General features: G+C 62.3%; 12 protein-coding genes, 1 tRNA gene and 1 pseudogene. 12 read left to right on the forward strand and 2 right to left on the reverse strand.

Features of this window, described 5'->3' with window-relative positions:
- Positions 1-148 precede the first annotated feature (148 nt).
- The 4 genes from E8F20_RS15190 (at position 149) to E8F20_RS15205 (ending at position 6,409) form a co-directional block, all read left to right on the forward strand.
- The gene (locus E8F20_RS15190; protein WP_280284447.1) at positions 149-3,616 is read left to right on the forward strand and encodes an indolepyruvate ferredoxin oxidoreductase family protein; all 3,468 of its coding nucleotides are present in this window, start codon (positions 149-151) and stop codon (positions 3,614-3,616) included.
- A 99-nt stretch (positions 3,617-3,715) separates the two neighbouring features.
- Positions 3,716-4,771 carry a Glu/Leu/Phe/Val dehydrogenase dimerization domain-containing protein gene (locus E8F20_RS15195; protein ID WP_280284448.1) on the forward strand — a complete coding sequence of 352 codons (1,056 nt, stop codon included), beginning with the start codon at positions 3,716-3,718 and terminating at the stop codon, positions 4,769-4,771.
- 77 nt (positions 4,772-4,848) lie between these two features.
- Entirely contained in the window at positions 4,849-6,246 is a 1,398-nt protein-coding gene (locus E8F20_RS15200) for a sodium-dependent transporter (RefSeq protein WP_280284449.1), read from the forward strand.
- An 86-nt stretch (positions 6,247-6,332) separates the two neighbouring features.
- Positions 6,333-6,409: transfer RNA gene (locus E8F20_RS15205), tRNA-Arg, on the forward strand.
- Between the two features lie 86 nt (positions 6,410-6,495).
- Here E8F20_RS15205 and E8F20_RS15210 read toward each other — a convergent pair.
- Both E8F20_RS15210 and E8F20_RS15215 read right to left on the reverse strand, forming a co-directional pair.
- A complete protein-coding gene (locus E8F20_RS15210) occupies positions 6,496-7,278 on the reverse strand; it encodes a hypothetical protein (protein WP_280284450.1) in 783 nt (260 codons plus the stop codon).
- Positions 7,275-7,505: pseudogene (locus tag E8F20_RS15215) on the reverse strand (serine recombinase); the annotation flags it as partial. The pseudogene E8F20_RS15215 and the gene E8F20_RS15210, both read right to left, overlap by 4 nt.
- A 247-nt stretch (positions 7,506-7,752) precedes the next feature.
- On the opposite strand from E8F20_RS15215, the gene E8F20_RS15220 reads away from it, so the two are divergent.
- From E8F20_RS15220 to E8F20_RS15255, 8 genes are all read left to right on the forward strand, one after another.
- Positions 7,753-8,538 carry an aldolase/citrate lyase family protein gene (locus tag E8F20_RS15220; protein ID WP_280284451.1) on the forward strand — a complete coding sequence of 262 codons (786 nt, stop codon included), beginning with the start codon at positions 7,753-7,755 and terminating at the stop codon, positions 8,536-8,538.
- A gap of 50 nt (positions 8,539-8,588) precedes the next feature.
- Complete coding sequence (locus E8F20_RS15225; protein WP_280284452.1) at positions 8,589-9,944, forward strand: MFS transporter; 1,356 nt, start codon at positions 8,589-8,591, stop codon at positions 9,942-9,944.
- A gap of 50 nt (positions 9,945-9,994) precedes the next feature.
- On the forward strand, positions 9,995-10,819 hold the full coding sequence (locus tag E8F20_RS15230; protein WP_280284453.1) for a carbon-nitrogen hydrolase family protein: 825 nt from the start codon (positions 9,995-9,997) through the stop codon (positions 10,817-10,819).
- Positions 10,820-10,832: 13 nt separating this feature from the next.
- Positions 10,833-11,498, forward strand: a complete 666-nt coding sequence (locus tag E8F20_RS15235) for an RraA family protein (RefSeq protein WP_280284454.1) — start codon at positions 10,833-10,835, stop codon at positions 11,496-11,498.
- Positions 11,499-11,629: 131 nt separating this feature from the next.
- Complete coding sequence (locus E8F20_RS15240) at positions 11,630-13,318, forward strand: DUF1302 domain-containing protein (protein WP_280284455.1); 1,689 nt, start codon at positions 11,630-11,632, stop codon at positions 13,316-13,318.
- 15 nt (positions 13,319-13,333) lie between these two features.
- The gene (locus tag E8F20_RS15245) at positions 13,334-14,674 is read left to right on the forward strand and encodes a DUF1329 domain-containing protein (protein ID WP_280284456.1); all 1,341 of its coding nucleotides are present in this window, start codon (positions 13,334-13,336) and stop codon (positions 14,672-14,674) included.
- A gap of 75 nt (positions 14,675-14,749) precedes the next feature.
- Complete coding sequence (locus E8F20_RS15250) at positions 14,750-15,781, forward strand: YCF48-related protein (RefSeq protein ID WP_280284457.1); 1,032 nt, start codon at positions 14,750-14,752, stop codon at positions 15,779-15,781.
- A 55-nt stretch (positions 15,782-15,836) separates the two neighbouring features.
- On the forward strand, positions 15,837-18,230 hold the full coding sequence (locus tag E8F20_RS15255; RefSeq protein WP_280284469.1) for an MMPL family transporter: 2,394 nt from the start codon (positions 15,837-15,839) through the stop codon (positions 18,228-18,230).
- Positions 18,231-18,392: the final 162 nt, after the last annotated feature.

Below are 18,392 nucleotides of genomic sequence, written 5' to 3' on the forward strand. Positions count from 1 at the left end.
TGGAATCCGAAAATAGAAAGAAAAAATCAGCACCGTCCGGTCATATTCTTAGCTACGCGTCCGAGGCAGCGATCCTGCGTCGGGCTGAACAAGAGATGGCACTCACCGTTGCCATCAAGGTCGCCATAAAAACAAAAGGAGCGCCCGCATGTCTCTGGCCGAGATCCGCCTGGATGACAAATACCGCCTCGAAACCGGTCACCTGTACCTCACCGGCACCCAGGCACTCACCCGCCTGCCGATGCTGCAGAAGCAGCGCGACAAGGCCCATGGCCTGAACACCGCCTGCTTCATCTCCGGCTACCGGGGTTCGCCGCTGGGCAACCTCGACAAGAGCCTTTGGGAAGCCAAGTCCTTCCTCAAGGAAAACCACGTTCACTTCCAACCGGGCGTCAACGAAGAACTGGCCGCAACCGCCTGCTGGGGCAGCCAGCAGACCAGCCTGTTCCCCGGTGCCAAGTACGATGGCGTATTTTCCATGTGGTACGGCAAGGGGCCGGGTGTGGATCGCTGCGGCGACGTCTTCAAGCACGGCAACTCTGCCGGCGTCTCGGCCCATGGCGGCGTCTTGTTGCTGGCCGGCGACGACCACGGTTGCAAGTCCTCCAGCATCGCCAATCAGAGCGAGCATGCCTTCATCGGCGCCTCCATCCCGGTACTGAATCCGGCCAACGTCCAGGAGATCCTCGACTACGGGATCATCGGCTGGGAGCTGTCGCGCTACAGCGGCTGCTGGGTGGCGCTCAAGACCATCGCCGAGAACGTCGACTCTTCCGCAGTGGTGGAAGTAGACCCGCTGCGCGTGGACGTGAAAATTCCGCAAGATTTCGTACTGCCGGAAGACGGTGTTCATATCCGTTGGCCGGACCCGCCCCTGGCGCAGGAAAAGCGCCTGAACATGTACAAGATCTACGCCGCCCGCGCCTTCGCCCGCGCCAACAACCTCAATCAGGTGATGCTCGACTCGCCGACCCCGCGCCTCGGCATCATCACCACCGGCAAGTCCTACCTCGACGTGCGCCAGGCCCTGAACGACCTGGGCCTGGACGAGGAGCTCTGCGCCAAGGTCGGCCTGCGGGTGCTCAAGGTCGGTATGAGCTGGCCGCTGGAGCCCGTCTCCGTCCACGAGTTCGCCCAAGGCCTGGATGAAATCCTGGTGGTGGAAGAGAAGCGCAGCGTCATCGAAGACCAGGTCACCGGCCAGCTCTACAACTGGCCTGTGGACAAGCGCCCGCGCGTGGTGGGCGAGTTCGACGAGGAGGGCACCTCCCTGCTGCCCAACCTCAGTGAACTGACTCCGGCGATGATCGCCCGCGTCATTGCCAAGCGCCTGGCGCCGATCTACTCCAGTGAGCAGATCGAGTCCCGCCTGGCGTTCCTCGCTGCCAAGGAAAAGGCCCTGGCCGAGCCCAAGCACACGACCACGCGTACCCCGCACTTCTGCTCCGGCTGCCCGCACAACAGCTCCACCAAGCTGCCGGAAGGCAGCCGCGCCCAGGGCGGCATCGGCTGCCACTACATGACCCAGTGGATGGACCGCAACACCGACACCTTCACTCAGATGGGCGGGGAGGGCGCCACCTGGATCGGCCAGGCGCCCTTCACCAACACTCCGCACATCTTCCAGAACCTGGGTGACGGAACGTATTTCCACTCTGGCCAACTGGCCCTGCGTGCGGCCGTCGCCGCCGGGGTCAACATCACCTACAAGATCCTCTACAACGATGCCGTGGCCATGACCGGCGGCCAGCCCATCGACGGCGAGCTGCGCGTCGACCAGCTCAGCCAGCAGGTCTTCGCCGAAGGCGTGAAGCGCATCGCCCTGGTCTCCGACGAGCCGGAGAAGTACCCGACCCGCGCCACCTTCGCGCCCATCGTCACCTTCCACCATCGCCGCGAGCTGGATGCCGTGCAGCGTGAGCTGCGTGAGTTCAAGGGCGTGTCGGTGCTGATCTTCGACCAGACCTGCGCCACCGAGAAGCGCCGCCGCCGCAAGCGCGGCAAGTTGGTCGACCCGGCCAAGCGCGCCTTCATCAACCCGGCGGTGTGCGAAGGCTGCGGCGACTGCAGCGTCAAGTCCAACTGCCTGTCCGTGTTGCCACTGGAAACCGAACTGGGGCGTAAGCGCCAGATCGATCAGAACGCCTGCAACAAGGATTTCTCCTGCGTCGAAGGCTTCTGCCCGAGTTTCGTCACCGTGCATGGCGGCAGCCTGCGCAAGCCGGAGGCTGCCGGTGCCAAGGCGTTGTTCGTGGCCCTTCCTGAGCCGCGTCAGCCGAGCCTGAATCGCCCCTGGAACATCCTTCTGCCCGGCGTCGGCGGCAGCGGCGTGACCACCGTCGGCGCGCTGCTGGGCATGGCCGCGCATATTGAAGGCAAGGGCTGTACTGTGCTCGACCAGGCCGGCCTGGCGCAGAAATTCGGCCCGGTGATCACCCACATCCGCATTGCCGCCAAGCAGGACGACATCTACGCCGTGCGCATCGCCGCCGGTGAAACCGATCTGCTGCTGGGTTGCGACCTGGTCGTGGCCGCCAGCGAAGAGGCCCTGGCCAAGCTCAATGACCGCATCGCCCACGCGGTGGTCAACAGCCATGAGGCTGCCACTGCCGAGTTCACCCGCAACCCCGACGCCCAGGTACCGGGCCAGGCCATGCGCGAGGCACTGGTGGAAGCGGTGGGCGAGGCCAAGACCCATTTCGTCGATGCCACCCGCCTGGCGACCCGCCTTCTGGGTGACAGCATCGCCACCAACCTGTTCATGCTCGGTTACGCCTACCAGCGTGGCCTGGTACCCATCTCCGCCGACGCCATCGACAAAGCCATCGAACTCAACGGCGTATCGGTCACCCTCAACCAGCAGGCCTTCCTCTGGGGTCGCCGTGCTGCCCACGACCTGACGGCCGTAGAGAAACTGGCCAAGCCTGCAGAAGTGGAAGCACCGCGCTGTGAAACCCTGGAAGAGATCGTCCAGTACCGTGTCGACCACCTGCGTGCCTACCAGGACGCCGCTTACGCCGAGCGTTACCGTGCGCTGGTGGAGCGCGTGCGCAAGGCCGACAGCAGTGAAGACAAGCTCCTGACCCGCGCCGTCGCCCGTTACTACGCGAAGTTGCTGGCCTACAAGGACGAGTACGAAGTGGCGCGCCTCTACAGCGACGCTACCTTCCGCAAGCAACTGGACGCCCAGTTCCAGGGGGACTACCACCTGGAGTTCCACCTGGCGCCGTCCTGGCTGGCCAAGGCTGACCCGGTCACCGGCGAGCCGCGCAAGCGCCGCTTCGGCCCCTGGATGCTCAAGGCGTTTGGCGTGCTGGCCGGGTTCAAGTTCCTCCGTGGCACCGCTTTCGATCCCTTCGGCTACAGCGGGGAGCGCAAGCTCGAGCGCGAGCTGATCGCCGAGTACGAAGCTACGGTCGACCTGCTGATCAAGGAGCTGAAGCCGAGCAACTACGCAGCGGCTGTCGCCCTGGCCGAGCTGCCGGAGCAGATCCGTGGCTACGGCCCGGTCAAGGAGCGCGCCCTGGCCAAGGTCCGCGAGCAGGAGAAGCAGCTGCGCACCCGCCTTACCGCCAGCGAGATCCAGGTACTGCACCTGTTCGACCCGGCTGCCTGAACCCACCCACTCCAGCTCACCTTCCTCTTCCGCGCGCGGAAGAGGAAGGCGGGCACCCGTTCAATTCGCAACACGTCACCACAGAATCGAGGAACACCCATGTCCGTCTTCACACACGTCGAGTTCGATCATCACGAGCAGGTGGTATACGGCCACGACAAGGCCTCCGGTCTCAAGGCCATCATCGCCATCCACAACAGCAACCTCGGCCCGGCCCTGGGCGGCTGCCGCATGTGGCCCTACCTGAATGACGAGCAGGCCCTGCGCGACGTGCTGCGCCTGTCCCGTGGCATGACCTACAAGTCCGCCCTGGCCAACCTGCCGCTCGGCGGCGGCAAGGCGGTGATCATCGGTGACCCGCACCGCGACAAGAGCGAGGCGCTGTTCCAAGCCATGGGCGATTTCGTCGACAGCCTGGGCGGCCGCTACATCACTGCCGCTGACTCCGGCACCGGGGTCACCGAGATGCGCATCATGGCCGAGCGCAGCCGCCATGTGGCCGGCGCCGGCACCCGCGAAGCCCTGGGCGGCGGCGTGCGCGACGGCAACCCATCGCCATCCACCGCCTACGGCACCTTCGTTGGTATCCGCGTGGCGGCGAAGCATCGCCTCGGCCGCGATGACCTTTCCGGCCTGCGCGTGGCCATCCAGGGAGTCGGCCAGGTGGGCTTCAGCCTGGCGCAGTACCTGAAAGAGGCGGGTGCCCAGCTCTGGGTCTGCGACATCCACGACGCCAACGCCCGCCGCGCCGCCGAGCAACTGGGTGCGCAGGTGGTGGGGCAGAACGAAATCTACGGCCTCGATGTAGATGTCTTCGCCCCTTGTGCCATGGGCGGCATCATCAACCTGCAAACCCTCGAAGCCCTGCGTGCGCCGATCATCGCCGGTGCCGCCAACAACCAGCTGGCCGACGCCGGCCTGGCCGAGGAACTGCGACGTCGCGGCACCCTCTACGCACCGGACTACGCCATCAACGCCGGCGGCATCATCGATGTTTGGTATGAGCGCAGCAACGGCAGCGAAGCCGCGCTGCGCCAGCACGTCGAAGGCATCGGCGAGACCCTGCGGGAAATCTTCGTACGCGCCGACAGCGAAGGCCGCACCACCACCGCGGTGGCCGACCGCCTGGCCGAGGAGCGCTTCGGTCGCGTCTGACTGCTGTTCCCAGCCGGCCATCGGCGAGCGCCCTTGGCCGGCCCGTACCTCACTAAAACAACAAGATGGTATGCCCCATGACTCAAGAAAGCCTCGTATCCGGCCATGCCGGTGATGCCTCCAGACCTGCAGACGCCCGTGGACAATGGTCGTCGCGCTGGGCGTTCTTCCTTGCTGCAACCGGCTCCGCCGTGGGATTGGGCAATATCTGGAAATTCCCCTACATCACCGGTGAGAACGGCGGCGGCGCCTTCGTTCTCGTCTACCTTGGCTGCATCCTGGTGATCGGCATCCCCCTGCTGATGCTGGAAGTAATGCTGGGCCGACGCGCCCGGGCCAACCCGGAGCAGGCGATGAACCTGGCGGCCCTCGATGCCGGGGCCGGGCGCTATTGGCGACGCCTGGGCAGCATGGCGGTGCTCACCGGCTTCCTTATCCTCAGCTTCTACACCCTGGTGGCGGGCTGGGCCGTGGCCTATGTCCCGGACGCCCTGGCCGGCCGCTTTGCCGGGATCGACGGCAAGGCCAGCGAGGCCCTTTTCAGCGGTCTGCTGGCCAATCCGCTCAAGCTCCTGGCCTACGGCAGTGCTGTGCTCCTGGCAACCCTGTTGATCGTCGCCCTGGGCGTGCAGAAAGGGCTGGAGCGCTCGCTGCGCTTCCTCATGCCGGGGCTGTTTCTGCTCCTGCTAGTGCTGGTGGGTTACGCCGCCACTACCGACCACTTCGGTACTGCCGTCCACTTCCTCTTCGATTTCGACTTCAGCAAGCTCACCGGCCAGAGCGTACTCATCGCCTTGGGCCATTCCTTCTTCACCCTCAGCCTCGCCAGCGGCGCCATGATGGTCTATGGCTCCTACCTGCCCGCCGGAACCTCCATTGCCCGCACCTCGATCATGGTGGCTATCGCTGACACCAGTGTCGCCTTGCTGGCGGGGCTGGCGATCTTCCCGCTGGTGTTCGCCAACGGTCTGGAGCCTGGCTCCGGTCCGGGGCTGATTTTCGTCACTCTGCCCATCGCCTTTGGCCAGATGCCCTTGGGCAGCCTGGTAGGCGGACTGTTCTTCGTGATGCTGGCGATCGCCGCCCTGACCTCCGCCATCTCTCTCAGTGAGCCTACCATTGCCTGGCTCACCGAACGCTTCGGCATCGGAAGGGTCAAGGCGGTGCTGCTGAGCGGTCTCGGTCTGTGGGTGCTGGGGCTGGGCTCGGTGTTCTCCTTCAACCTTGGCGCCGAATACACCCTGTTCGGCAAGACTTTCTTCGACGCCCTGGACTACCTCACCGCCAATCTGCTGATGCCTGTCGGAGGCCTGCTGACCGTGCTGTTCTGCGGTTGGGTGCTGGGCCGTGCCAAGGTGGAGGCGGGCGTGGGCATCGCCAGCCCGGCGCTGTTCCGTCTCTGGTGGCAAATGCTGTGCTACGTCACGCCGCTGTGCATTCTCGTGGTCTTCCTCCACAGCCTGGGCCTGTTCTGAGCCCGTCGGGATGGCATGACAAACACCGCGAACGTCGTTAACATGCCGCCCGTCCTCACGACCTCGCCGCCCGGCGGGGTCGCCGCGTCCCAGTAGCTCAATTGGATAGAGCATCCCCCTCCTAAGGGGAAGGTTGGTGGTTCGAACCCACTCTGGGACGCCAATAAAATCAAGGGCTACAGCTATTTCACGGTGACAGCGATCAGTGCCCGTGACAGCGGGGTGGCAGCACAATAGATTCCCACCTCCCTACCAGATGCGCGCTAGCACCGAGAGTTCGGCCTTGTCGATTTGCCATAGCTCCATGAGGCTGACAAGACGCTTGCCGGTTCCGGACAGGATGGCTTCGGTCGGTAGAACCCGGGCTACATCCATTACGAAGCCGGCCCGGCCGTACTCCTTGCTAAAGCTGAGCAGCAATTGTCGTTGGTACAGGTAGAACGATTGCTGAGCTACATCGAGCGATTCAGCCGGGATGGTTCCCGATTCTGGCCAAAGCTGGTCTCTGACAGGGTACTCAGTTTTCTGATCAACCAGGCTGAGAAGGCATAGCTGGCGATACGTTAGGGATTCAGCCAACGTGAGCAAATGGTTTGCTTCTGGAGCCTTCACGGAGGCATCAAACACCAGGTTGGCGTAGAAGTTGGAAAGGTACTGAAGCTTCAATTGTTCATGCTCCTGCTTGGCAGCGAGCAATACGCCTTCAAACACCTCTTCAGCCGGGCAAGGCCAGCCCGGCTCCACATCAAAGAAGCCATCATCCCTTCTCGAGTCCCAGAGTAACCGGGCTGCTATTTTTTCTATCGCTTCTGCGGCAGTGTTAGCGATCCGAACCTGCTCCCGCGGAGAGAGATAGCGGTTAGCAATGTCATCAAGTACAGCCTTGGAAACTTCGGCGACAGCAGCGCCTGCGGCGGCACCGGCAGCCGTACCAGGGCCAGGACCAGCGACCATGGTCCCCAGCCATGCGCCCGCAGCCGCGCTGGCTGCTCCGCTTCCCTTCTTCAGCAGCGCGCGGTGGTCAGTTGTCATGCGGATCCCTCCATTTCTCGTTTGATTCGCAAGACGGTAGTTGTTGAGCAATCTGCATGTCTAGCGGTTGAGCGGATGCCCAGGCAGGCCTTCAGCAGCTCGGTATCGCGCTTGTGCAGATCGGCATCCACCCGGCACCCCTTGTACTTCCCTTCAGCCTTCGTCTTGTCGATGCCCTGGGCCTGGCGCTCCCGGTGCAGCTCGAAGTTCTCACGTTCAAGACCGCTGCAGTAAACACTTCCTGTTCCTCACGCGACCCAAGCGGCGCAATCGTGTCTTTTCTTCGGGTCGCTGAACCCGACCACGGTCTTACCGTGGTGGTCCCGGCACATGGTACTTGCGGTTCCTTCTAGCTCAACGAGTCTGGCTCCAACGGGCCGTCCTGATCTCGCATCTCCTACGACAGAAATCCCCTTGACGCTTGCAAGGTGCATCGCTAGCATTCGTCATGAACACGTCACGTATACATGAAGTATGGATGGCGTTCTGAGAGGAGACGAGGAATTGAGCAAGCCGCTTTGCAGTGAGGATCTGGGGCTCTGGTTCACCGGGCCGAACATTGGAATGGCCGAGATCGCCAAGGCTATCGGCTATCGGGTGGCCATCCTGGACGTCGAGCACGGGATATTCGATCTGGCCACGCTGGACAGTTTTATTCCGTTCCTGAAGGCCCTTGGTTTCGAGGTCTTCGTTAAGGCGCTCGGCCCAACCCGGGAAGCGGTGCAGCAGGCGCTGGATTTCGGAGCGGATGCGGTGGTCATCCCGCATATCGGCAGCATCGCGGAAGCGCAGCGCGTCTGTGGCTACGCCAAGCTCCCGCCACTGGGGGATCGCAGCCTCGCTGGGGGGCGCACGACCCAGTTCGCCTATCCGGCGGACGAGTGGATCGACAAGCAGAACACCAACACGCGTTGCTATCCGATCATTGAGGATGCGCAAGCACTCGATGAAATCGACGGCATCCTCGCCCTGCCGGTGGTGGATGGAGTCTTCATCGGGCCGACCGACCTTTCCATTCGCCGGAACCGAGGTATCTACAAGAAGCAGCCCGGGGATTGGGAAGACATCGGGAGAATCGTCGAAGCCGCCAAGTCGGCGGGGAAACCCTGGATTTTCCCGGCCTGGAGCCCGGAGGAGAAAAACTTCGCCATCGAGCATGGCGCGGCGCGCATCTTCATCGCGATGGAGCAGTTCGCATTGGCCGCCGGCCTGCGCCAGCTCTGGGATTCCTCGGTGAAGCTGCTGCACGAAAAGGGGTAACGGCGGTGGGCGGGCAAGTGCAACAGAGCATTCATAGTGGAGGTCCCGAGATGGTCGCCAATGATACGAAGCCGGTTAAGGCACCCTCGTATGGCTGGGCCTGGTTCACCACCATCATTCTCGCCGTGGCCATGGTCATTTCCTTCATCGATCGGTTCGCGCTGTCGCTACTGGTGGAGCCGATCAAGGCAAGCCTTGCCATCAGTGATACGCAGATCGGCCTGCTGCACGGGCTTGCCTTTGGCCTGTTCTATTCGGTCCTGGGAATTCCCTGCGGCTGGCTGGCGGATAGATGGTCCCGAACCGGAACCATCCTGCTAGGGGTGTTCGTGTGGTGCGTGGCGACAGCGGCTTGTGGCCTGGCCGGCAGCTTCGCCGGGCTGCTGTTCGCCAGGATGCTGGTTGGAGCGGGGGAGGCGGCGTTGGCTCCGGCGGCCTACGCGGTGATCTACGAGCGGTTTCCCAAATCCATCCTGAACAGGGCGCTCACCCTGTTCCAGGCTGGAGCGGTAGTCGGTGCCGGAACCGCCTTCTACATAGTCGGAGCTTTGTACGACTGGCTCGAACCCCTCGGCGTGGCTGACCTCGGCTGGTTCGGGTCCAGGCAACCCTGGCAGACGACGTTCCTGCTGGTGGCCTTGCCCGGGCTGGTGCTTCTGCCGGTGCTCTGGTGGGTATTGAGTCGCCGCGTCGATACCGTGCATGGCATTCCGGCTGGGGGCGATGGAGAAGCATCCGGCGCCAGCATGAAAGTCATTCACTACCTGATCGAGGACCGGCGCTTCATCGCCGCCATTTTCATTGGCATGTCGGGCCTGCTGACCATGAGCTATGCGCTGCTTACCTGGATACCCGCCATCTTCGTGCGAGAGTTCCACTGGGTGCCCGGCGAGATCGGCCGCACCTACGGCGCGGTGGTGCTGTTCTCCTGCATCGGCGGCATGTTTATCGCAGCCTGGGTTGCCGATCGTCTCGCGGGGCGCGCGGAGTCGGTCATTTCCACTCTGCGCGTACCGCTCTTCGCCGGGGTGCTGGCCATTCCGGCGGCGCTGATGTTCCTGCTGGCGTCCGAACCTGTCGGCGTGCTGGTTGCGTGCGCCGCCCTGCATGCGCTGTGCACTAGTTCGATCGGCATCGTACCGGCACTCATCCAAAGGCGTTCTCCTGCGGAGATCCGCAGCCGGGTGTCCGCTCTCTACGTCATGGTCGTAAACATCTGCGGACTGGCGGTAGGGCCGATTCTCGTCGGTAGCGTCGTCGCACTCCTCGATGGTGGTGCGCCCTCTCTGAGGACGGCCGTATTTATCGTCGGTGGAGGAGGGTTACTGGTCTCGGTAGCGATGCTGGGCTTCTTCCTAAAACGTCAGTCCGCATCGGGGCCAGTTCCGGCTGAGCGCCCTGTGTGAATTCAAGGTATCCACCAACAGTTGTTCGCAATAACAAGAGGAAAGAACACATGAGAATCAGCGTAATCCAGAAGAACGTTTCCGATGACAAACGGGCCAATCTGCAGTCCGTGGCGGCGCTCGTCGAGCGTGCGGTGGAGCAGGATCGATCGGACTTCGTGATCTTGCCCGAGATGATCGCCTGCATCACCGCTTCCCCTGTATCCATGCGGGAGTCGGCCGAGCCTTTCCCTGGTGGTGAGGTGTTCGAGTTCTTCTCGGGGCTGGCCAAGCGGCTGAAGGTGAATCTGCATATCGGCAGTGCGATGGAGCTGGACGACGACCAGGTCTACAACACCTCGCTCGTGTTCGGCCGCGAGGGTGAGCTGCTGGCCAAGTATCGGAAGATCCACCGCTTCGACGCAGTGCTGGCCGATGGCACGGAGCTAAAGGAGTCTGCGCATGTCGAGGCTGGCAAGGAAGTCGTCTGCGTAGATGTAGACGGTGTCCGGGTAGGCTTGGCGATCTGCTATGACCTGCGCTTCCCGGAACTCTTTCAGGCCCTCTGCGAAGACGGCGCCGAAGTCATCGTGGTGCCTGCAGCCTTTACCTTTCAGACGGGCGCGGACCACTGGGAAGTGCTGCTCCGGGCGCGGGCCATCGAAGGTCAGTGCTACGTCGCGGCGCCCTGCCAGGTAGGTACGTTCGACAAGGGCAAGTACATGACCTGGGGGCACTCGATGATCATCGATCCCTGGGGTCAGGTCGTGTCGCAGACATCGAACTCCGAGACCTTTGCCTCGGCGACCATCGATCGCGCCTACCAGCAGGCAATCCGCACGCGGATGCCGATGAAGAGCCATCGTCTGCTCGCCCGCCGATTCCTGGCTGGCTAGAGGAGTGCAGATCATGTTCAAGATCCGCGCCATGCCTGAACCGTTGCCCTCGGCAATCACCGAGCGCGCGCTCGCTGCGGAACCCGCCACGATCGGGCACGTTCGCCTGATGGGCTTTCCGGACAGCGCGATCCGCCCCATGCATCCGGTCCCGAGAATCGCCGGCCCGGCCGTCACCCTGGCTTTGCCCGCGGCTGACTCTAGCCTGCTGCACCATGCGGTAGGGAAGTTGCGCCCGGGCGACGTGGTTGTCATCGATCGCTTGGGCGACAGACACCATGCCTGCCTGGGTGGTGGGGTCGCCTATGCGTTGGCCCAGGCCGGAGTTGCGGGCGTCATCATCGATGGGCCGATCGCCGATCCAGGCGAGCTGCGGGACGTCGGCCTTGCCGTCTGGGCCAGAGGTGTCGCCAGCATCACGACGCGACTACAGGGCATCGGTGGGTTGATGAATGTGCCGGTCTCCTGCGGCGGGGCTGTGGTTCAGCCGGGTGATCTGGTGATCGCCGATGAAGGTGGCGTTGTTTTCATCCCGCGCGACGAGGCGATGGGCGAAATCGAACGTGCCATTCAACTTCAGGAAATGGAAAAGAGAGGTCTTCCACTAATAAGCGAAAGCAAGACATTGGGTGACCTGACGGGCGCCAGCGCCATGGTAATGGCAAAACTCGACCAGTAAATCTGTCTCCGAAAAACCTATTAATGCAATGCGTGCGACTTCCCGAAGTCTGCGCGCGTGGGTGGTCTTTGCGCTGAGAAAGACGTGCAACTCATATGCACGCACTCAGTCGCTCATCGACGAGGTGGGTAATGACAAAAAGAAAAAACATGTGGAACATGGCGGTACAGGGCAGCAAGTTCGTGCCAGTCGCCGGCGGTGGCCTGGCGACGCTAATGCTGCTGGCGTGCGGCAGCTCTAACGCCATGGAGATCCCTACCGGCAATGATGACTGGCAGGTGCGTTGGGATAATACGCCGCGCTATACCCTGACACGGCGCGTCGAATCCCAGGACAAGGCGATAATCAATGCCGTGAACAATAACGATGGTGATCGAAACTTCGATCGCGGCTTCGTCTCCAATCGCCTGGACCTCTTATCCGAGTTCGATGTCATCTACAAGAACAAGTACGGCATGCGTGTATCCGCTGCGGCTTGGTATGACTATCAATACGATCAGGATCTGGATAACAAGTCCCCATCAACTTCCAACTATGTGAAGAATGGTGTTCCCACTGTCGGATTTACCCGCTTCACGGATCGTTACTTCGTCGGTCCCAGTGGTGAATTTCTCGATGCCTTCGTTTTCGGTGGTTTTGACATCGGCGAAGTGCCGCTGGACGTAAAGGCCGGCAGCCACAGCATCTACTGGGGCGAAAGCCTCGGCCTGACCGCCTTCATCAACGGTATCGCTTATGCGCAGATGCCACTGGACATTGGCAAGGGGCAGGCGATTCCCGGCATCGAGGCCAAGGAGCTGTTTCGGCCGCTGAACAACCTGTCTTTCCAGATGCGGCCGACCGACTCTCTATCCGTCGCCGGTCAGTACTTCCTGGACTGGGAGCAGAACCTGTTTCCCGAGGGCGGCACCTACCTGGGTTCGAGCGACGTGAACATCGGCGGCAGCGAAGGCTCGCTGATCGCCGGGCCCAATCGCTTCCTCAAGGGGCATGACGTTACGCCCGACAAGCGTGGTGACTGGGGGCTTTCCGCGCGCTGGTCCCCGGAATGGCTCCAGGGGACACTGGGGGTCTATTACCGCAACTTCTCCGACCGTATTCCGCAGCTGATGCTCAAGAGCGCGACGCCCGCCAATGGCGTGGCCGGTAGCTACCACTGGGCCTATGCCGATGACATCGACCTGTTCGGTATCAGCCTCTCCCAGAACTACGGAGGGGTGTCCGTCGGAACGGAACTGTCCTATCGCCGCAATATGCCGCTGGTGAGCACCGCAGTACCGATCAGTGTCCTGCCGGAGGATGGCGAGACCGCCGGGGCTCGTGGGGAAACCCTGCATGGTGTCCTGAACCTAGTCGGTGTCATGAGTGGCAACGGCCTCTACGACTCGGCTTCGTGGAGCACCGAGCTCGCCTGGAGTCACCTGGCAGATGTCACCGATGGCGAGAAGTCCTACAAGGGGCGCCGCGGTTACAACCTGATCGATAGGGCCGACCGCGATGCTTTCGTGTTGACCGCAACCTATACGCCGACCTGGCTGCAGGTATTCCCGGGCGTCGACCTGTCGATGCCGATGGTCATCAGTTCAGGTATCAGCGGCAACTCGCCTGTCGCCAACGGCGGCAACGAGGACGCCGGCAGCTACAGCCTCGGCCTCGCGGCCGACATCGAGCAAAAGTACAAGGCCGAACTCAAGTACGTCGATTTCTTCGGTGACTACGACACGGACCCCAGGACGGGCGCTGTGACGGTGGCCAATGGCGGATCGGCACTGCTGGAGGACCGCGGAATGTTGACCTTGACCCTCAAAACGACCTTCTAAGGCGAGGACACCGACATGTTCAAACGAATTCTACTGATAGGCGTTGCCTATGCCGTGACGGGTGCGGTCCACGCCGCGGTCACGCCTTCCGAAGCACAGCAGCTCGGTAACCAGTTGACCGCCGTGGGCGCTGAGATGGCCGGTAATGCCGACGGCTCGATCCCGCCTTACACCGGCGGCCTGACGACACCGCCCCCAGGCTTCCAGAAGGGCTCGGGCGTGCGCCCCGATCCATTCGCGGCGGAAAAGCCGCTGTTCTCCATCAATGCGAAGAACATGGGCCAGCATGCCGAGCGCCTCACCGAGGCTGTGAAAGCGCTGATGGCGCGATACCCGAGCTTCCGCATCGATGTCTACCCGACGCACCGCACCATGGCCGTGCCGGAGCAGATCCGGCAGAACACCGCTGCCAACGCGCTGACCGGGGAGTCTATCGATGGTGGCCTGGGCGTAAAGAACGTGAAGGCGGGGTATCCCTTCCCGATACCCAAGGATGGCTACCAGGTCATGTGGAACCATCTGCTGCGCTATAGCGGCAATGCGATGGAGTACCGCTACAAGAGCTGGAACGTGGACGCATCGGGACGCGGCATTCTCGCCACGGAAGGAGTCAACTCGGATGACTATCCGTACTATCACTCTCCGGGGGCAGACGTCTTCTGGCGCCTGAAGGTGCGTTATCTGGGGCCTGAGCGCCGCAATGGCGAGGCCATCCTGCTGAAGGATGCCATTGATGTCGTCGGTAAGGGCCGCAGCACCTGGCAGTACCTTCCGGGGCAACGTCGGGTTCGCCTGGCCCCGTCACTTGCCTTCGATACGCCCAACCCGGGGACTGGTGGCGCAACGACCTACGATGATGCTTTCGTCTTCAACGGCTCGATGGAGCGGTTCGATTTCAAACTGGTCGGCAAGAAGGAAATGTATGTTCCCTACAACACCTACAAGATGACCTATGAAACCAAGCCGGAAGAGCTGTTGGCGCCGAACCACCTGAATCCGGACTTTGTGCGCTGGGAGCTTCATCGTGTCTGGGTGGTGGAAGCCACCCTGAAGGAAGGCAAGCGCCATATCTACGGCAAGCGGGTGTTCTACGTCGACGAGGACAGCTGGGCGGCGCTGGCCAGCGACGAGTACGACGGCCACGGCCAGCTCTATCGCACCGTCATCTCCACGCCGACGCAAAGCTATGACGCCGTTGCGCCCTTCACCAGTTCCTACTTCGCCTATGACCTAGTTGCCGGCAACTACGCCATGGTCGTTCACCTGGGAGGCGAGAAAGGTGGTTTGAAGTACATCGACCCGCTTTCCGAGCGGGACTGGAACGCTGATTCCCTGGCCGGACGCGGCGTGCGCTGATCAACACGGAGGACCCTTCCAGATGCCTGGCGTCTGGAGGGGTTTTTAATGGGCGTGCATAGGAGTGATGAGGTGATGAAAGCCTGTTATCTACTGATTTCGATGGCGATCGGGATGGCCAGCGTCCCGCTGTCTACGGCATGGGCGAACGAAGGTTTCCAGGATGTTCTGGATACCCCAGCGGCCATGACCGAGCTGGCCTCCAGGCAGTTGATCACCGGGCTGGCGATGGCCGGGAAGCGCATCGTCGGCGTCGGGCGTCGTGGGCACATTGTCTACTCCGACGATGACGGCGCCACATGGCGGCAGTCTAGGGTGCCGGTTTCCTCAGACCTAAATGCGGTGAGCTTTCCCAGTCCGAAGGTGGGGTGGGCAGTCGGCCATGATGGGGTGGTGCTGCGAACCACGGACGGTGGCGAGTCCTGGGAGCGCAAGCTCGATGCGCGTATGGCACAGAGTTCGCTGGCGCCCGCTTCGTCGAGCGGCGCCGAGCGCGACCCCGTGGTGGCTCCCGACCTGTCCTTCCTTGGGGTGTGGTTCGAGACAGAAGAGCAGGGTTTCGTGGTGGGGGCATTCAACCAGATCCTCCGCACGGTGGACGGTGGCGAATCCTGGGAGTCGTGGTCCGACAGGGCTGAGAATCCCGAGGCCTTTCACCTCTATGCGATTCGTGCGATTGGCGAGGAGCTGTACGTATCCGGGGAGTATGGCCTGGTCATGAAGCTCGATCGCCAGGCCGGCCGCTTCAGGAATCTCGACACCGGACATGGCGGAACCTTCTTCGGCGTGACAGGCAACCCCGGCCATATCGTGGCCTATGGGCTAAGGGGGCACATCATGCGTTCCACCGACGGCGGCGCGAGCTGGCGGAAGGTGGACACGGGGCTCTCGACGAGCCTGGTCGCCGACGGCGTGACGCCCTCTGGAGACGTGCTGTTGCTCAGCACAGACGGGCAGCTCGTGGTGAGCCGGGACAACGGTGAGCACTTCGCCGCTGTACCTGGTTTGGAACCTGTGCCGTCTGCCGCATCAATCCTTCCGCTGAACAATGGCAAATCATTCGTGGTTGGGGGCGGGCGGGGACTGAGTCAACAGGTGCTTCGTTGAGCGGAATCGTGAGTGGAGAATAGTCGTGGCCCTTTCCAGTGATAACAATTCGGAAATGCCGGTCATTTCCGACTACAGGCAATTCGACCGGGCATCCGGCGGATGGCTTGAGCGTGTGGTCTTCAACTACCGGTGGGGCGTGCTCCTGCTGTGCGCGGCACTGACCCTGCTGCTGGGCTATCAGTTGAAGAACACCACTATCAATGCCAGTTTCGAGCGGATGATTCCGCAGAGCCATGCGTACATCCAGAATTTCATCGACAACAAGTCTGAGCTGCGCGGACTCGGCAACACCATCCGGGTCGTTGTCGAGAACGTGGAGGGCGACATCTTCGATCCGGAGTATCTGGCCGCCCTTCAGAGTATCAACGACGAGCTAGTGCTTATCCCGGGTGTCGATAGGGCCTGGGTGAAATCCATCTGGACACCTGCGGTCCGCTGGATGGAAGTCACCGAAGAAGGCTTCACCGGTGGCCCCGTGCTGCCGCCGACCTATGACGGCAGTTCACAGCAGATCGAACTGCTACGGCAAAACATCAACCGAGCGGGCATCGTCGGCAGCCTGGTAGGAACGGACCTGCGCTCGGCGATGATCGTCGTGCCCCTGTTGGACGCCGATCCGGCGACTGGCAGGAAGCTGGACTACCGGGCGCTGTCCACCGCCCTGGAGGAACGCATTCGCAGCCAGGAAACACCGGCCATCAAGATTCACGTGATCGGTTTCGCCAAGTTGGTGGGCGACCTCATCGACGGTCTCATCCAGGTCTTCTTCTACTTCGCGGTCGCCGCGGCCGTCGCGACCCTGATCATCTATGCCTATACCCGTTGCCTGCGCAGCACGGCGCTGGTGATCAACTGTTCGATCATCGCGGCCATCTGGCAACTAGGCATTGCGACGGCCCTCGGATTCGACCTCGATCCCTATTCGATGCTCGTGCCTTTCCTCGTCTTCGCCATCGGGGTTTCCCATGGCGTGCAGAAAATGAACGGCATCATGCAGGACATCGGGCGGGGTACCCACAAGTTGGTGGCGGCGCGCTACACCTTCCGCCGGCTGTTTCTCGCGGGAGCGACCGCGCTGGTTGCCGATGCGGTCGGGTTCGCCGTGCTGATGGTGATCGACATCCCGGTGATCAAGGACCTGGCCCTGACCGCGAGCATCGGCGTCGCCGTGCTGATCTTCACCAACCTGCTGCTGCTGCCAGTGCTGCTGTCCTTTACCGGCGTGGGAACCACTGCGGCGCGCCGGAGCCTGGCTTCGGAACAACGCGGCGAGGCGGGGTCGGTATGGCGTTGCCTGGAGCGATTCACTACCGCTCGCTGGGCCGTTTTCGCGGTCCTGGGGGCGCTCGTTCTGGTGGTGGCTGGCTTCGGCGTCAGCCTCGGCCTGAAAATAGGTGACCTCGATCCGGGGGCGCCGGAGTTGAGACCGGACTCCCGCTACAACCGGGACAACGCCTACATTACCGGGCACTACTCCCTGTCCAGCGATCTATTCGCGGTGATCCTGAAGACGCCGGCCAATGGCAGCTACAAGTACGAGAGCCTGATAGAGGCTGATCGCCTTGCCTGGGAGTTGCGGCGCATTCCGGGTGTGCAGATGACGACCTCCCTGGTGGATGCCGTTCGCCAGGTCACCAGTGGCACGTTCGAAGGCAGTCCGAAATGGCTGACCCTGTCCCGCAACCAGGACATCCTCAACTACGGGAGCCAGGTCGCCTCGGTCAACAGCCCGGAACTGTTCAATGGCGATGCCTCGGTCATGCCTATCATCGCGTTCCTGACCGATCACAAGGCGGAAACCCTGGACCGAGTCCTCGAGGTGTCCGAACGTTTTATTGCCGAACGCAGTACGGCTGACCGGCAGTTCATGCTGGTGGCCGGTAGCGCCGGCATCGAGGCAGCAACGAACATCGTCGTGCGTGACGCCAACCGCACGATGCTGCTGTATGTCTACTCGGCAGTGATCCTGCTGAGCTTCATCACCTTCCGCAGTTGGAGGGCGGTGTTGGTGGCGGTCATCCCGCTCGTCATGACCTCGATCCTATGCGAGGCCCTCATGGTCGTCCTGGGCATAGGTGTGAAGGTCGCGACGCTTCCGGTGATCGCGCTGGGGGTTGGCATCGGTATCGACTACGCGCTTTATTTGCTGAGTATTCAGCTGGCCAGGCAGCGCCAGGGCGACTCGCTGGCCGATGCCTACAGGTATGCGATTACTTTCACCGGCAAGGTGGTGGGGTTGGTCGGTGTCACCCTGGCGATCGGCGTGGTGACCTGGGTGTTCTCACCGATCAAGTTCCAGGCCGACATGGGCATCCTGCTGTCGTTCATGTTCATCTGGAATATGCTGGGCGCGCTGATCCTGGTGCCAGCTCTTTCTCACTTCCTGCTGTCGGATCGGTCGTTCGTGCGCAAACGGGTTCCGGTTGGAATCGCAAACTGCAGCTAGGGACGACGAGCGTCAGGGATGGCCTCGAAGTCACAAGCCTGGACGTAGGCTCCGCGTTTTAACGCGGGGCCTTTTGCGTTGCAGGAGTTTCCCGGAAGTCGGCCCTTAATTCGGTACAAACCGGTACGAGAGGCATTTCGTCACGGCGGGCGGGAAAATGGG

The sequence above is a fragment of the Pseudomonas sp. BN415 genome (assembly GCF_029871195.1).
GTDB classification, from domain to species: Bacteria; Pseudomonadota; Gammaproteobacteria; order Pseudomonadales; family Pseudomonadaceae; genus Metapseudomonas; species Metapseudomonas resinovorans.

Bases quoted from the DNA above. Each gene is read 5' to 3' on its own strand.
- E8F20_RS15190 (WP_280284447.1), top strand. From the start codon at position 149: ATGTCTCTGGCCGAGATCCGCCTGGATGACAAATACCGCCTCGAAACC.
- E8F20_RS15195 (WP_280284448.1), top strand. From the start codon at position 3,716: ATGTCCGTCTTCACACACGTCGAGTTCGATCATCACGAGCAGGTGGTA.
- E8F20_RS15200 (WP_280284449.1), top strand. From the start codon at position 4,849: ATGACTCAAGAAAGCCTCGTATCCGGCCATGCCGGTGATGCCTCCAGA.
- E8F20_RS15210 (WP_280284450.1), bottom strand. From the start codon at position 7,278: ATGACAACTGACCACCGCGCGCTGCTGAAGAAGGGAAGCGGAGCAGCC.
- E8F20_RS15220 (WP_280284451.1), top strand. From the start codon at position 7,753: ATGGATGGCGTTCTGAGAGGAGACGAGGAATTGAGCAAGCCGCTTTGC.
- E8F20_RS15225 (WP_280284452.1), top strand. From the start codon at position 8,589: ATGGTCGCCAATGATACGAAGCCGGTTAAGGCACCCTCGTATGGCTGG.
- E8F20_RS15230 (WP_280284453.1), top strand. From the start codon at position 9,995: ATGAGAATCAGCGTAATCCAGAAGAACGTTTCCGATGACAAACGGGCC.
- E8F20_RS15235 (WP_280284454.1), top strand. From the start codon at position 10,833: ATGTTCAAGATCCGCGCCATGCCTGAACCGTTGCCCTCGGCAATCACC.
- E8F20_RS15240 (WP_280284455.1), top strand. From the start codon at position 11,630: ATGACAAAAAGAAAAAACATGTGGAACATGGCGGTACAGGGCAGCAAG.
- E8F20_RS15245 (WP_280284456.1), top strand. From the start codon at position 13,334: ATGTTCAAACGAATTCTACTGATAGGCGTTGCCTATGCCGTGACGGGT.
- E8F20_RS15250 (WP_280284457.1), top strand. From the start codon at position 14,750: ATGAAAGCCTGTTATCTACTGATTTCGATGGCGATCGGGATGGCCAGC.
- E8F20_RS15255 (WP_280284469.1), top strand. From the start codon at position 15,837: ATGCCGGTCATTTCCGACTACAGGCAATTCGACCGGGCATCCGGCGGA.